Source organism: Sphingobium sp. Z007 (genome assembly GCF_900013425.1).
In the GTDB taxonomy this organism is placed as follows: Bacteria; Pseudomonadota; Alphaproteobacteria; order Sphingomonadales; family Sphingomonadaceae; genus Sphingobium.
Window position 1 is genome coordinate 1,159,480 of the sequence record NZ_FBXK01000005.1, and the last position, 15,320, is coordinate 1,174,799.

The 15,320-nt window shown below is 61.6% G+C and carries 12 protein-coding genes; 4 read left to right on the plus strand and 8 right to left on the minus strand.

The window, feature by feature from the left end; translation table 11 throughout:
- Positions 1–187 precede the first annotated feature (187 nt).
- A complete protein-coding gene (locus CEQ44_RS13515; RefSeq protein WP_088185708.1) occupies positions 188–1,606 on the plus strand; it encodes an ISNCY family transposase in 1,419 nt (472 codons plus the stop codon).
- Between the two features lie 375 nt (positions 1,607–1,981).
- Here CEQ44_RS13515 and CEQ44_RS13520 read toward each other — a convergent pair whose 3' ends face one another.
- Positions 1,982–2,797, minus strand: coding sequence for an FkbM family methyltransferase (locus CEQ44_RS13520; RefSeq protein WP_088185540.1), 816 nt, complete (start codon positions 2,795–2,797; stop codon positions 1,982–1,984).
- A 204-nt stretch (positions 2,798–3,001) separates the two neighbouring features.
- Here CEQ44_RS13520 and mazG point away from each other — a divergent pair, with 204 nt between their 5' ends.
- A complete protein-coding gene (mazG, locus tag CEQ44_RS13525; RefSeq protein WP_088185541.1) occupies positions 3,002–3,781 on the plus strand; it encodes a nucleoside triphosphate pyrophosphohydrolase in 780 nt (259 codons plus the stop codon).
- Between the two features lie 110 nt (positions 3,782–3,891).
- Positions 3,892–4,425, plus strand: a complete 534-nt coding sequence (locus CEQ44_RS13530) for a tol-pal system YbgF family protein (RefSeq protein WP_088185542.1) — start codon at positions 3,892–3,894, stop codon at positions 4,423–4,425.
- Positions 4,426–4,582: 157 nt separating this feature from the next.
- On the opposite strand, the gene hflX is transcribed toward CEQ44_RS13530, so the two are convergent.
- The 7 genes from hflX to dusB form a co-directional block, all read right to left on the minus strand.
- Complete coding sequence (gene hflX, locus CEQ44_RS13535) at positions 4,583–5,917, minus strand: GTPase HflX (protein ID WP_088185543.1); 1,335 nt, start codon at positions 5,915–5,917, stop codon at positions 4,583–4,585.
- Positions 5,918–6,041: 124 nt separating this feature from the next.
- Complete coding sequence (gene hfq / locus CEQ44_RS13540; protein WP_066602107.1) at positions 6,042–6,524, minus strand: RNA chaperone Hfq; 483 nt, start codon at positions 6,522–6,524, stop codon at positions 6,042–6,044.
- A 175-nt stretch (positions 6,525–6,699) separates the two neighbouring features.
- Entirely contained in the window at positions 6,700–8,070 is a 1,371-nt protein-coding gene (locus tag CEQ44_RS13545) for a sigma-54 dependent transcriptional regulator (protein ID WP_088185544.1), read from the minus strand.
- Positions 8,060–10,321 (minus strand): ATP-binding protein, encoded by a 2,262-nt coding sequence (locus CEQ44_RS13550; RefSeq protein ID WP_088185545.1) that lies wholly within the window; start codon positions 10,319–10,321, stop codon positions 8,060–8,062. Before CEQ44_RS13550 ends, CEQ44_RS13545 begins: the two co-directional genes overlap by 11 nt.
- Before the next feature lie 111 nt (positions 10,322–10,432).
- The gene (gene ntrC, locus CEQ44_RS13555; RefSeq protein ID WP_088185546.1) at positions 10,433–11,878 is read right to left on the minus strand and encodes a nitrogen regulation protein NR(I); all 1,446 of its coding nucleotides are present in this window, start codon (positions 11,876–11,878) and stop codon (positions 10,433–10,435) included.
- The gene (locus CEQ44_RS13560) at positions 11,878–12,951 is read right to left on the minus strand and encodes a nitrogen regulation protein NR(II) (protein WP_254913713.1); all 1,074 of its coding nucleotides are present in this window, start codon (positions 12,949–12,951) and stop codon (positions 11,878–11,880) included. The genes ntrC and CEQ44_RS13560 overlap by 1 nt, the downstream gene beginning before the upstream one ends.
- A gap of 44 nt (positions 12,952–12,995) precedes the next feature.
- Positions 12,996–14,018: a tRNA dihydrouridine synthase DusB gene (gene dusB / locus CEQ44_RS13565; protein WP_088185547.1), complete on the minus strand. Its 1,023-nt coding sequence runs from the start codon at positions 14,016–14,018 to the stop codon at positions 12,996–12,998.
- A 116-nt stretch (positions 14,019–14,134) separates the two neighbouring features.
- Here dusB and CEQ44_RS13570 point away from each other — a divergent pair, with 116 nt between their 5' ends.
- Positions 14,135–15,316: a bifunctional 2-C-methyl-D-erythritol 4-phosphate cytidylyltransferase/2-C-methyl-D-erythritol 2,4-cyclodiphosphate synthase gene (locus tag CEQ44_RS13570; RefSeq protein ID WP_088185548.1), complete on the plus strand. Its 1,182-nt coding sequence runs from the start codon at positions 14,135–14,137 to the stop codon at positions 15,314–15,316.
- Positions 15,317–15,320 lie beyond the last annotated feature (4 nt).

Sequence of the window (15,320 nt, forward strand, 5' to 3'; positions counted from 1 at the left end):
GCGACAGCGAGTTGGACAGCTATACGCAATTCGTGAGACGATATGTATTTAACATAAGATATATTATCGGACATTTAGTCGTGTAGGTGCCATTTAGAAATGACACCCCTCCGCTAGATAGAGATGACACTCTTTGGCCTTGGCGGCGAACGCGGTGTTCATGGTCTTCCCACGGGAGGATCAGACTATGACGGTGCTGGCGATGAGCCAAGGCGAGCTATCGAGATTTGATACACTGATGCGCGTTGAGCGCGGCGAACTTCGGATTGAGGATGCGGCGACGCTGCTTGGACTGAAGCGCCGGCAGATATTCCGGCTGCTGGGCCGGCTCCGCGAAGATGGTGCCGCCGGCCTCATGTCCCGCAAGCGCGGCCGCCCGGGTAACCGCCGGCACAGCGATGCCTTCCGCGAAAAGGTCGTTGCGCTGGTCCGGGAGCATTATGCGGATTTCGGACCGACATTGGCGCGTGAGTATCTGGCTGAGCGCCATGGCATCAGGATCGGCTGCGAGACACTGCGCAAGTTGATGATGGACGCCGGTCTTTGGAAGGATTGTCAGGCCCGTCGCCCTCGCCCGTATCAGCCTCGCTATCGCCGGGATTGCCGAGGCGAGCTGATCCAGATCGACGGCTCAAAACATTGCTGGTTCGAAGATCGCGGGCCGCAATGCACCCTGCTGGTGTATATCGACGACGCGACCAGCGAGTTGATGCACCTCAGGATGGTCGAGAGCGAGAGCACCTTCGCCTATATGGAGGCGACCCGGGCGTACATCGAGCAACACGGCAAGCCGGTGGCCTTTTATTCCGATAAGCACAGCGTTTTCCGGAACGCGCGGGCCAGCGCCGCTCGTGGCGACGGCATGACGCATTTTGGCCGCGCGCTGGATGCTCTGAACATCGAGATCATCTGCGCCAACTCGCCGCAGGCCAAGGGCCGGGTCGAACGGGCCAATGCCACCTTGCAGGATCGTCTGGTGAAAGCGATGCGCCTGGAAGGCATCTCGTCGATCATGGACGCCAACGCCTTTCTCGACAGCTATATGGTCAGGCACAACGAGCGGTTCGCCCGACCCGCCTTCGATGTCCGCGATCTGCACCGCCCCCTCGCCCCGCATGACGATCTGCGCGCGATCATGGTCTGGCGGGAGCAGCGGACCGTGACGGCGGCGCTGACGCTGCATTACAACAAGGCGATGTTCATTCTGGAGCCGAACGATGTGAGCCTGAATCTGGCGCGCAAGCGGGTGACGGTCTGTGAATATCCCGACGGCCGACTGGAGATCGAGCATGAGGGCCATGTCCTGCCCTATCGCCAGTTCGACAAGATGCGGCAGGTGAACCAGCCTGCCATTGTCGAGAACAAGCATCTGGACGCGGCGTTGCTGCTGGCAAAGCAGATGCAGGCGATCATGCCCCATCACCGCAAGCGCAACAACGACGCCCCTGCCCGCCGTGACCAGCCCATGCATATGTTCCCCGAGCCAGAACCACCCACGAAGATCGATCGCCGCAAACTGGGTGGTTCGAAGCTCAAGCGCGGTCCCAGGCTGAGCGATGCAGAGTTGCGCGAACGCGGCACGCTCAGGTTCGTTCAGAAGACATGAGCGGGCCCACTGCAGAGCAGCGGGTCCATGGTTCACCACCCCAAGGTCAGCGTATCAGCAGGGTCTGCGCTGCGCTAGGCCGATGGCTCCGCGCCGACCCTGCTGCTATAAATGGTGTCATTTCTATCTAGCGGAGATAGTGTCTTCTCTAATCAGCAGTAACAGGCGTTGGCATTGGGCTATTCCAGATCGACGTCAAAAACCGGCCAATTCTAACCCCGTTGCCTTTTCAACAAAGTCTATCGCTATTCAATTTGGCACTCATAAGGCATGAAAATCATCACCGATTTAAACGTCGACAAGGTAATTTTTGGAATTACTTATTCGGCCTCCATCCCTAAGCGATTACGAGCGCCCATTCTACGTAGAAGGAAATTAAGCCGGCGCAAGTATTTCCAACTGATGCGTTACGCAACATTCCCTAAAAACATTCATTTTCTCGCGCGGTAACAGACAATAATTCCATGATTGCTGATCAAATGAAATCCAGTGTGAAAGAATTGCAGCATCAGGACGAAGGCGAAACATCAAATAATCCATATCGATCATACGTTGGGTTATCTCTGGAAATTTTCGCTCCACCCTACTTAACATTTCTGCGAATATAACGGGGCGATCGCGTCGAATTGTTTCCTCTGCACCGCGAATGAACTCCAGTTCAAACCCTTCTATATCTACTTTGGCCACGCCGATTGCAGCAGGAAGTGTTAGGTTATCCAGTTTTGTAGTTCTGACACTCATCGCAGGAGTAGCACCAACTATGAAATTCTCTTCAAGAGAAGCCGAAGTTTCAATCAGTCCATGCGCGGGATCAGGAAGAAAAATCGGCACGATCCCTTCGCTATCGCTAAGAGCCAATTCGTAAATATCTACTCGTCCCGCAATGTCATTAAGCTCAATATTGCGCCTTAATAAGTTTGCAATCTGAGGAACAGGTTCAAAAGCAGCAATTCTCAAATCGGGCTTTATCGCCGCAGCAATGACGCTGTACACACCATCATTTGCTCCCACATCGAGAAACATTCCAGGCACTCGGGAAACCATGGCCGCTAGCATAATCGGCAGGGGTACTTCATAGTTTCCCGCTGCAATTGTTGCAGCAACACGGTCCATGCCTCCTGCCGTGTCGAGAAAAAAACTACGCCCTGCGAATTGAACGCATACCGTATCTTCTTTAGTCATAAAGGCCATGATCCCTCCGTTTAAGACGCATACTGCCTTACATATAGCCTAAGTTAAAGCTAATAAAATTGCTTCGTCCAGACACTGATGAAATGTTCATCTGTTTCAAATTTAACGCCGTCGATCATTGCATAATTGTTTCGGTAACAGTTACTCGCCAGACACGGCAGACATTCCGTGCTATCTCAGAAAGCTACCATGCCGGATTCACTCATGAGCAAAGCCAGCCCCGCCGACATCATGCCGCTTGCCGACGTCATGGCACGGTTGCGCGATCCCGACACGGGCTGCCCGTGGGACATCGCGCAGGATTTCGCGTCCATCGCGCCCTATACGATCGAGGAAGCCTATGAAGTGGCCGATGCGATCGAACGCGCGGACATGGATGCGCTGCGTGACGAACTGGGCGATCTGTTGCTCCAGGTCGCCTTTCACAGCCGGATCGCGGAACAGGCCGGGCATTTTGCCATGCAGGACGTGATCGACGGCATCACGCAAAAGATGATCCGCCGGCATCCCCATGTCTTTGCAGACGGCACCCGGCGCGAGGATGGCCATGCCCAGTGGGAGACGATCAAGGCGGCCGAGCGCGCGGCGAAGGACCCGGACCCCAGCGCGCTGGCCGGGGTGGCGATCGCCCTGCCCGCGCTGCTGCGCGCCGAAAAATTGCAGAAGCGCGCCGCCCGCACCGGCTTCGACTGGCCCGATACGGCCGGCGTGATCGACAAGATTATCGAGGAGCTGGACGAGGTGCGCGAAGCGGCCACGCAGGACGAGCGCGAGGAGGAAGTCGGCGACCTGCTGTTCGCCGTGGTGAACCTGGCGCGCCATCTGAAGGTCGACCCGGAAGCGGCTCTGCGCAAGGGGAATGCGAAATTCGATCGTCGCTTCCGCGCCATCGAGGATATGGCGGGTGAGCGCTTTGCCGGGCTGACGCTGGATGACAAAGAAGCGCTGTGGCAACGCGCCAAGCAGCGGGAAAAACCGGTCTAAGGCCCCCTCAACGGGACGGACATGATCCAGACAAGGTTCGGACTTGAAACTTATATTTGACAAGGCCTTACAGCGTTTATAGCTTTTCTGCCTCAAGATGGAGGAAAGCCATGCGTGTCACGATCCTTCTGCCACTGTGCGTCGCCGTTGCGGCGCCCGCTCATGCTCAAACGCACGGCATTAGCGGTATCACCATCAACGTCCCGACGCGGATGGCCGCGCCCATCACAGGCTATGGCATAGATAATTTTCACAGCGCCAATGGCGGTTCGTATCGTGATCTGAGCCGTGCACAGGGCCTGATCGCATCCGGCGACTATGTGCAGGCCGATAGCCTGTTGACCGACCTGATCGGCCGCACGAGCAGCCGGCAGGTCCGTTTCCTCAAGGGTGTCACCAGACTGGGCATGGGCGATGCAGCGGGCGCGCGGCGTTATTTCGAACAAAGCCTGTACCGTGGGCGCAACGGCTATCCCGGCGCGATGTCCGGGTTGGCTCTGGCCGAAATCCGCCTGGGCAACCGGGATGCCGCACAGGATATTCTGCAAAAGCTGCGCAACCAGCAGCATGTATGCGGTAACGATTGCGACCGCGCCAAGCCGCTGGACCAGGCCATTGCCGTGGTGGAAAAGGCGCTGGCGTAACGCAAACTGAACGCCGAAAGCCGCTCTAGAGCGCGATGACGTTAGGTCGACCGATCTTGTTCCGTTCGTTTCGAGCGAAGTCGAGAAACGCATAGGCAGCGCTTCCCGCTTCTCGACTTCGCTCGAAGCGAACGGGTCAATGTAAAGTTATCAAGCCCTACTCCTCACCCCGCTTGGAATAGCGGGCGAAGGCCGCGTCCGACAGGCGGACGTCGACGCGGCTTTCTTCATCCTCGACGATCGTCGACAAAACTTCGCCATGTTCGTGGAGCCAGGCGACCGTAGCGCCATCGGACACCGGCACGCGCAGGCCATAGACTTTCGCGCCGCGGGTCATGCGATCGCTGATCGTGCGCTGGAGCATGTCCACCCCCTCCCCGGTCAAGGCGGAGAGCAACACGACATCATCGCGGCGGGACGCGGTTTCGCGCGCGAGTGCGGCATCTTCCTCACCCAGTAGATCGAGCTTGTTCCAGGCCTCCAGGATCGGCGGCGCGTCCGGCTCCCCTTCCTTGCGATCCAGCGCCGCTTCGCCGGCAACGCCCAGTTCGCCCAGCACGTCGAGCACATCGTCGCGCTGCGCATCGCTATCGGGATGGGCGATATCGCGGACATGGACGATGAGGTCGGCGGACAAGACTTCTTCCAGCGTCGCGCGGAAGGCGGCGATCAATTGTGTGGGCAGGTCGGAGACGAAGCCGACCGTGTCGGACAGGATCGCCTTGTCCAGCCCCGGCAGCGCGATCTGGCGCATGGTGGGATCGAGTGTGGCGAAGAGCAGGTCTTCCGCCATGACGTCAGCGCCGGTCATACGATTAAAAAGGGTCGATTTTCCGGCGTTGGTATAGCCGACCAGCGCGATCACCGGCCAGGGCGCGCGTTGACGCCGGGCGCGATGCAGGCCACGGGTGCGGGTGACCTGATCCAGTTCCTTGCGAATTTTGGCCATGCGGTCGCGGATCATGCGCCGGTCCGCCTCGATCTGGGTTTCACCAGGACCGCCAAGGAAGCCGAAGCCGCCGCGCTGCCGTTCGAGGTGGGTCCAACTGCGCACGAGGCGGCCCGCCTGATAATCGAGATGGGCGAGTTCGACCTGGAGACGGCCCTCATTGGTCGCGGCGCGTTCGCCGAAGATTTCGAGGATCAGCCCGGTGCGGTCGATGACCTTGGCTTCGCACGCTTTTTCCAGATTGCTTTGCTGCACCGGGGAGAGGCTGTTGTCCACGATGATGAGGTCGGCCTCTTCCTGCCGCGCCAAGGTCGCGATCTGGTCCACCTGCCCGCTGCCGAACAGGGTCGCGGGCTTGCGGTCGCGCACGCGGAACGCCTGGGACGCGCGCACGTCTATGCCGATCGCCAGCGCCAGGCCGCGTGCTTCCTCCAGCCGGGCGTCGCTGTCCCGGCGGTCGCCATTGTGGGTTTCGGCATGAACGACGACAGCGCGCGCGCCGCGCGCCACTTCGTCATCGGAATCGCGGTTGAATATGGCCATGGCAGTATAACGCCTCAAAATGCAGCATGCTCCCGCGCCGGTGGGAGTCCAGTGCCGAAAGGCGGACTGGACTCCCACCGGCGCGGGAGCATGGCGATATTATGCGATCAGACAGGAAATGCGATCAATCGTCCTGTTCATTCTCGCCGCTCAGGTCGAGCGCATGGAGCGGCTGAACGGTCGAGATGGCGTGCTTATAGACCAACTGCACCATGCCGTCGCGTTCGAGCAACATGCAGAACAGGTCGAAGGCGGCGATTTCGCCCTGGAGCATGACGCCGTTCACCAGGAACATCGTGACCGGGCTGCCCGACTTGCGGACGGCCGACAGGAAGATTTCCTGGAGCAGCTTGCCCTTGCCATTGCCGTCGCTGGCCTTGCGCAGATCGGTCAGATCCATTGATTGGGCCGGCATGACGGTGGAGATCGCATGCTTATAGACCAGTTGCGACTGGCCATCGCGGCGCAGCAGCACGGAAAAATTGTCGAACCAGGTGATGATGCCCTGCAACTTGACGCCCTTGACCAGGAACATGGTCACCGGGGTCTTTGTCTTGCGCAGGCTGTTGAGGAAGATATCCTGAAGGTTGTTCACTTTGTCGGCCATGGTCGTCGCCATCCTTTATTCTTGGCGGGACGTTGCCCGCTCTCGCACCCTTAAGCAGGATGTCGTGCTTGCCCCCGCCAGTCGGGAGCGGGGCAATCCTATCGCAATTGCGAAGGAGCGTCCATGGCGCAGATGCGCTTTAACCAACGTCCAGCAATCGATTGGCCAGACGCCGCTAATCCTTGCCTTCGGTGATGCCCAGCAGCTTGAGTTTGCGGTGCAGCGCGGACCGCTCCATGCCGATGAAGGTCGCTGTCCGCGAGATGTTGCCGGAGAAGCGCCGAATCTGGATGCGTAGATATTCCCGCTCGAAACTCTCGCGCGCTTCGCGCAGCGGCGCACCCATGATGGAGGATTGGCCCATCCCCTCCCCGCCGCCGCTGTTGGTAAGTTCGGGCGGCAACATGTCGAGTTCGATCCGTCCGATCCGGTCGCCCGGCGCCAGGATCATCGTGCGTTCGATGACATTGCGCAGTTGGCGGACATTGCCCGGCCATTCATTGGCCTGGAGCGCGGCCATGGCGTCGCTGGCGATTTCCGGCGGCGGTACGCGCCGTTCGGCGGCGAAGCGGGCCAGATAATGTTCGACCAGCGGCGGGATATCGTCGCGCCGTTCGGACAGTGGCGGGATCGCCAGCGGCACGACATTGAGACGGTAGAAAAGATCCTCGCGGAAGCGACGCTCCTCGATCTCGCCCGCCAGGTCGAGCGCGGTCGAGGAGATGACGCGAACGTCCACCTTCACCACGCGCTGGCCACCGACGCGGGTGAAACTCTGGTCAGTCAGAACGCGCAATATCTTGCCCTGGGTCGTGATCGGCATATCGGCGATTTCGTCGATGTAGAGCGTGCCGCCATGGGCCTGTTCCAGAAAACCGGGGCGGACGAGGCCGCTGGGGTCTTCGACGCCGAACAGTTCTTCTTCAACGCGATCCGGGTCCATCCGCGCGGCTGCGACGATGATGAAAGGCGAATCGGCGCGGCCGCTCCAACTGTGGAGCATCCGCGCGGCGACTTCCTTGCCGACGCCAGCGGGGCCGGAGATGAGGACGCGGCTGCCGGTGCCGGCGACCTTCTTGATCGTGGCGCGCACGCCGTTGATCGACGCCGACGATCCGGTCAGTTCGTCATCCTGGCCGAAGCGGGCGCGCAGCACCTGATTTTCCCGCCGCAGCCGCTCCGTTTCGGTCGCGCGCGACACGAGGTGGAGCAGACGGTCGGCCTCGAACGGCTTTTCGATGAAGTCGGCCGCGCCCTTGCGAATGGCGGCGACGGCGGTGTCGATATTGCCATGGCCGGATATCATCAGCACCGGCACGGTGGGATCGCGACGCTTGATCTCTTCCAGCAGTTCCAGCCCGTCCATCCGCGATCCCTGCAACCAGACATCGAGCAGAACGAGCGAGGGACGACGGGCATCGAGCGCATCGATCGCGCTGTCGCTATTGGCGGCGGTGCGGGTGGTGAAACCTTCATCTTCGAGCACACCCGCGACCAGATCGCGAATATCCTCCTCATCGTCGACTATCAGAATATCAAGCGCCATTGGCCGTCACTTTTCCTTTTGGCAGGGCGATTACCTGCCCGTCTTCCAGTTTTTCCAGCGCCCCCGCGGCGAAGCGCAGGGTTACGCACGCCCCGCCCCCCGGTGCATCGTCGAAGCGGATTTCCCCCAGATGCTCCTCGATAATCTTCTTGACGATGGCCAGCCCAAGACCCGTCCCCTTGGACCGCGTGGTCATATAGGGTTCCAATATGCGGTCCCGTTCGGGCGGCAGTCCGATGCCGTCGTCCACCACGGTGATGACGATGTCCCCGTCCGGTCTATGCGCCACACGCATGCGAACATGGCCACGGCGCCCCCCATCCTCCAGAACAGGTTTCTGTTCAATCGCTTCCACGGCATTTTTCACGATATTCGTCAACGCCTGCCCTAATTGGCGCCGATCGCAGACCAATTCCATGTCGGGGTCGTCCGTCTGATAGTCGAATTCAATGTCGGGGTGCGCGACTTCGTGCAGGAACAGCGCGTGGCGGGCGATATCGCCCACTGCTTCGCGCCGGAACACCGGCTTGGGCATACGGGCGAAAGAGGAAAATTCATCGACGATGCGGCGCAGATCGCCAACCTGCCGGACGATCGTGCCGGTCAGGCGGGTGAAGGTCGGCCGGTCGCTGGTGATTTCCTGCGCATAGCGGCGTTGCAGCCGTTCCGCGGCGAGCTGGATCGGGGTCAGCGGATTCTTGATCTCATGCGCGATGCGCCGTGCGACGTCGGACCAGGCGGCCCGTCGCTGATCGGACAATTGCTGGGTGATGTCGTCGAAGGTCAGGATATGGCGTGAGGCATCCTGCGATAGCTTCACCGCCAGCGTGCGCAAATCGCCATGGGCGCGTACCTGGACGATACCCGCGCCTTCGTCCGACGCAACGAATTCGGCCAGTTCGGGCGACAGGTCGACCAAGGAACGACCGACCGGATCGTCGCCGCCTTCATCGACCAGAATCGCAGCGGCCGAGCTGTTGAGCAGTTGCACGACGCCCTTGAAATCGACTGACAGCACGCCGGCGCTGACGCCCGACAGGATCGCTTCGATAAAGGCGCGCCGTTCGTCCAGTTGGCTGTTGGCCGCGACCAGCGCGCCGGTCTGCGCCTCCAGCCGCTGGGTCATGCGGTTGAAGGCGGCGGCGAGCGTGCCGATCTCGTCGCGCGCCTGCGGACTGGTGACGCGGGCTGACAGATCGCCCGCGGTGATGCGCCGGGCGGCGGTCACCAGTTCGTTCACAGGGCGCACCATCCAGTCGGCGACGGCCAGCGCGATATAGACGGCGATGCCCACCAGCAGCAGCGATCCCACGAACAGCGCGATATTGAAACGCAGCTGGAGCGCGCGCGATTGCGCCGCGAACAGATCATAGTCCGACAATACTTTCTGCGCCCGCGCCACATTGGAGAAGGACGAGCTGTCCGCGTTGCGGGCGGCGTAGAGATAGATTTTGGACTTGGGGTAGAGAAGCGTGACCGCTTCGATCTGGCTGTTGCGGGTCTGGACGACGATCGTCTCCCCCCCGCCCAGCCGCCGGATGACTTCGGGGGTCAGCTTGTCGGCCGCGGGGCGGTTTTCGGGATCGACCGTGGCGGCAGTGCGCACGATGCCGTCCGCCCCCAGCTCGATGATCGCCGCGCGGCTCAGCTTGCGGCCGACCACCTGATACAGAAGATATTCGGCGAAGCGTGGGCTGCTGACCTGGGAATTCGCCAGTTCCTTGCGCAGATCGCTTGACATGGTGACGGTTTCGTCGCCCACTTCGCGCAAATTCTGCTCATAATAGCCGCGCGCCAGGTCGCTGGCGTTTTGCAACATGCCGCGCGCACTGTCGGAAAACCAAAATTGCACACCATATTGGAACAGCAGCGACGCGAAGATCACCACCAGCAGCATCGGCACACTGGCGACGATCGAGAAGATGGCGACCAGCCGGACGTGCAATTGCCCCTCGCTGCCGATCGCCGATTGCGAAGCGCGTCGTTTGGCGACTCGCCGGCCCAGGAATACCAGCAGGGCGATCGCCGGGACCAGATTGGCCACCAGCAGCAGGGCGACGATCGGTGGGGTCAGCAGCGTGTAGGATTGGCCGCTACCCGACAGTATATGATAGGTCAGCCCCGCCATGCCCAGGAACAGGACCAGCGTCACCCCTTCGACCAGCGCCGCAAGCCGACCATTGCGCGAGGCTACCGAAAGCGTCCTCCGCCATGCCGATGCCCGCCTGGGGAGTGTGGTCACGCCGTTCATAGTGGCATTGTTACAACAACCCTAGTGCCCGTTCAAACACAGTATTTGGGCAGAAGGCTGTCGCTGGTCGATGCAGACCGTCGGTTCGTCCTGATTTGCGACTGATGCGGATCAATCGTTCAGCCGCAACTGCATCGGGTCGAGATTATAATCGGTCAATTTCTTACGCAACGTATTGCGATTGATGCCCAGCAGACCGGCCGCGCGAATCTGGTTGCCATCGACGCTAGCCAGCACTTCCTGCAACAGGATCGGCTCCACCACGGCGAGCAGATCGTCATGCAGCGCGCGATTGGGCTGCGTCAGCCCCACGCCCAGTTGCCGTTTGGCCCAGTCGCGAACGGCATGCGCAAGATGATCCGTCGGCGCGGCATAATCCGCCGGGATCGCATCCATCGGCAGCATATGGCGCAATATCTCGGCGGTGATGACATTTTCGCGGCTGAGGACGGACAGGCGCTGCATCATATTCTGCAATTCGCGCACATTGCCCGGCCAGTGATAGGTCATCAACAATTGGGCGGCATCGTCGGCCAGCGACTTGCGCGGCAACCCCTCCTGCGCCGCGCGTTCCAGGAAATGGCGCGCGAGCAGGATGACGTCCTCGCGCCGTTCGCGCAATGCAGGCAGCGCGATCGGCACGACGTTCAGGCGATAATAGAGATCTTGACGGAAGCGGCCATCCTCAATCAGCAGCGACAGATCCTTATTGGTCGCCGCGATGATGCGAACATTGACTCGCACTGGTTTCGACCCGCCGACAGTCGTCACCTCGCCCGATTGCAGCACGCGCAGCAGCCGGGTCTGCGCCTCCATCGGCATGTCGCCGATTTCATCGAGGAAGAGCGTGCCGCCCTGCGCCTGTTCGAACTTGCCGGCGGTGCGGGCATGGGCGCCGGTGAAGGCGCCCTTTTCATAACCGAACAGTTCCGCTTCGATCAGTTCGCGTGGGATCGCCGCCATGTTGATCGCGATGAAGGGCTTGGTGCGGCGCTGGCCCAGGCTGTGGATCGCTTCGGCAACAAGTTCCTTGCCGGTCCCGGATTCGCCCAGCACCAGGATGGACAGGTCGTTGGACAGGACCCGCGCGATGGTACGATAGACCTCCTGCATTGCCGGCGAGCGCCCGACCAGCGGCAGGCCGTCATGGGGCAGGCCGACATCGCCCTCCGGCTCCTCCGCGCTTTGCCGGGTGCCGAGCGCATCGGCGACAGCGCGGGTCAGTTCGTTGAGATCGAAGGGCTTGGGCAGATATTCGAACGCGCCCTTTTCGGTGGCGCGGATCGCGGTGTTGAGCGTGTTTTGCGCCGACAAGATGATGACGTTGAGGTCGGGCTTGGTCGCCAATATCTCCGCCACGCCGTCCAGCCCGTCACCGTCGGGCAGCATGACGTCGGTAATCAGCACATCGGGCGCGAAACTCTCCATCAGCGCGCTGCGCTCCCGGATGGAGGCCGCGGTCTTGACCCGGTGGCCCTGCCGCCGCAGCGCTTCGCCTACCACTACGCAGATGGCGGGATCGTCATCGACCACCAGGATCGTGCCGGTCGCGCCCATCACCCCATCCCCATCGGCAGCAGGATGCGGAAGGTGGATTCGCCCGCTTCCACGTCGCGGCTATATTGGACGAAGCCGCTCATATCGCGGACCAACTTGTCCACCAGGGCCAGGCCCAGCCCTTGCCCGTCCCGCTTGCCGGTGATGAAGGGGTTGAAGAGATGATCGAGAATATGTTCGGGCACACCGGGACCATTGTCGATGACCAGGATTTCGATCGGCAGCACCGCGCTGCCCTTGCCGTCGCCGACCACCACCGACACGCCATGGCGGAAAGCGGTTTCGACGCGGATGCGCGGCTTGGCGACATGCTCCAGCGCCTCCGCCGCATTCTTGAGCAGGTTTATCATGACCTGCACCAGCGCGTCGTCATTGATGTTGGCGAATGGCAAGGATGGATCATAATGTTTTATGATCTTTATATGTTTTGCAAAACCTGCCGCTGCGATTCCCGCTGCCCGGTCGATCAGCGGATAGATATTGCCGGCCTGGCACTCCAGCGTCCGATCGGTGGTGAAGTCTTGCATCCGATCGATCAGCGCCGCTATCCGGTCCACTTCGTTGCAGATCAACTGGGTCAGGGCGGCGTCGCGCCCGCCCTGGCCGCCTTCCAGAAGTTGCGCCGCGCCACGGATACCCGACAGCGGGTTCTTGATCTCATGCGCCAGGATCGCCGCCGCGCCCATGGCCGATCGCGCGCCGCCGGCCGATCCGCGATGGCCGATCTTGCGCGCCTGACTCTGGGCATGGAGCGACACTACGCGCCAGCCGTCATGATCGACGATCGGCGCGATCATCAGATCGACCTCCATCTCGGCGGTGCGGCCGGCGTGAACTTTGATATCATAGGCCGCGATCGGCTTGTTGCTGTGCCAGATGTCGAAGCGCGCGCCCGCTTCCGCGATGCGTATGGTACGCGCGACGTCGCTGCCGACGATGGCGGACCGCGCCATGTTAAGCAGGGTTTCGGCGCGCACATTGGCTTCCGCGATGCTGTTATCGGGCTTCACCACCAGCGTCGCCACTGGCAGCGCCGTCATCTGTTCGCTGAGCGAAGGCCCGTCCTGGGCCATGCGTGGCGGTGGATAAGACGGTGAATGGGAAGTCAGAACGCCATTCATGCCGCCCGGCGCAATTCCGTCGGGTGAAGGCCCGTGGCGATCAGCGGCTCATAGAAGCGGGCGAGCATATCAAGCACCGTCTTCGCATCGGGTTCCTGGTTGACGCTGTTGCGGAACTCGGCCGATCCAGGCAGACCTTTCGTGTACCAGCCGATATGCTTGCGCGCCATATTGACACCGGTATAGTTGTCATAATGTCCGAGCATGGCGTGATAATGGCCTATGATCGCTTGATATTGTTCGGCCAGCGTAGGGTCGGGAACGCGCGTGCCGTCGGTCAACCAGGCCATGACCTGGCTGATGAGCCAGGGCCGTCCATAGGCGCCGCGGCCGATCATCACGCCATCCGCGCCGCTCTGCGCCAGCGCCATGTCGGCATCCTCGACCGAGCAGATGTCGCCATTGACGATCACCGGCAGTTTCACCGCCTCCTTGACCGAGCGGACGAAGGCCCAGTCGGCGCTGCCCTTATACATCTGGCAGCGGGTGCGGCCGTGGACGGTGATGAGCTTGGCGCCCAGATCCTCGGCGATATGGGCAAGTTCGGGTGCATTGAGGCTGCTATGGTCCCAGCCCATGCGCATCTTGACCGTGACCGGCACGTCCACCGCCTCAACCGTCGCCTTGATGAGCGAGGCGGCGAGCGGCAGGTCGCGCATCAGTGCGCTGCCCGCGTCGCCATTGACGACCTTTTTCACTGGGCAGCCCATATTGATGTCGATGATCGCCGCACCGCGATCGGCATTCAGCTTGGCGGCGTCGGCCATTTCCGTGGGCGAGCAGCCGGCAAGCTGCATCGACACCGGTTCTTCCAGCGGATGCCAGGCCGCCTTTTGCAGCGACTGGCGCGTTTCGCGGATCATCGCCGCCGACGCGATCATCTCCGTCACATTGAGGCCGCAGCCATAGCGGCGGACCAGCGTGCGGAAGGGCATGTCGGTTACGCCGGTCATGGGGGCAAGGACGACCGGCATGTCGATGGTGATCGGGCCGATGGAAATAGGGGAAAGCCTGCGCATGGTCTTACTTTTGATACTGCCTAAAAAACAGGCAGGCTTTAACGGAAATTGAAGCGCGCGGCAAGGCGCTGGCCCTTTCGGCCCACCGCCTCTTCCGGTCGGTCCCGCGACCCGCTATGCGGCGCTGTATGATATCCAAAAGCAAGATCGTCGCGCTAATCGTCGCCGCGGGCCAGGGCAACCGGGCGGGCGGCGACGCACCCAAACAATATCGCATGATCGCGGGCAAGGCCGTACTGGCCCATGCCTATGATGCGCTGGCGGCGCATGGCGGCATCGATGCGATTCATATCGTGCTGGGCGAAGGGCAGGAAGCGACCGCCCGCGCGTTGCTCGGCGAACGGGTCGCATCCTTCGTAACCGGTGCCGACAGCCGGCGTGGATCGGTGCGCGCGGGGCTGGAGGCGATCGCGGCGCGGGGCGGCGCGGATATCGTTCTGATCCATGATGCCGCCCGCCCTTTCCTGCCCGCTGCGGTGGTCGATCGTCTGCTGGCGGCGCTGGAGAGCGGGACGGGGGCCATTCCGACGCTGCCGGTCGCCGATACGCTGATACGCGACGCGAGCGGAGCCATGGGCGATGGCGTGGAGCGGGACGGACTGCATCGGGTGCAAACGCCGCAGGCTTTCCGCTTCGACGCCATCGTGGCGGCGCACCGCGCGTGGGATGCCGCGCGGGAAGCGACCGACGATGCACAGATTTTGAAAGGCTGGGGCCATGACGTCCTATTGGTGCCAGGCGATGAGAGGCTAGAGAAATTGACCTATCCGCTGGATTTTGCCCGCGCCGAAGCGCAACAGGCGACGCCGCGTTCGACGCGGGTCGGCATGGGCTATGATGTCCACCGCCTTGCGCCCAACGAAGAGCTTTGGCTGGGGGGCATATTGGTGCCGCATGATTGGGGCCTTGCCGGGCATAGCGATGCCGATGTAGCGCTCCACGCCATCGTCGATGCGATGCTGGGGGCGCTGGCGGAGGGAGATATCGGCAGCCATTTCCCGCCGTCCGATCCGCAATGGCGTGGCGCGTCGTCCGACCGCTTCCTGGCCTATGCGCGGGACCGGGTGGCGGCGCGGGATGGTGTGATCGAGCATATCGACCTGACCATCATCTGCGAAGCGCCCAAGATCGGCCCGCATCGCGACGCCATGCGCGCGCGGATCGCCGATATATTGGCCCTCCCCCTGGACCGGGTCAGCGTGAAGGCGACGACGACGGAGCGGCTGGGCTTTGCCGGGCGGCGCGAAGGCATCGCCGCACAAGCAGTTGCCACCCTGTCCGTTCCCGCGCTATCCTGATCTC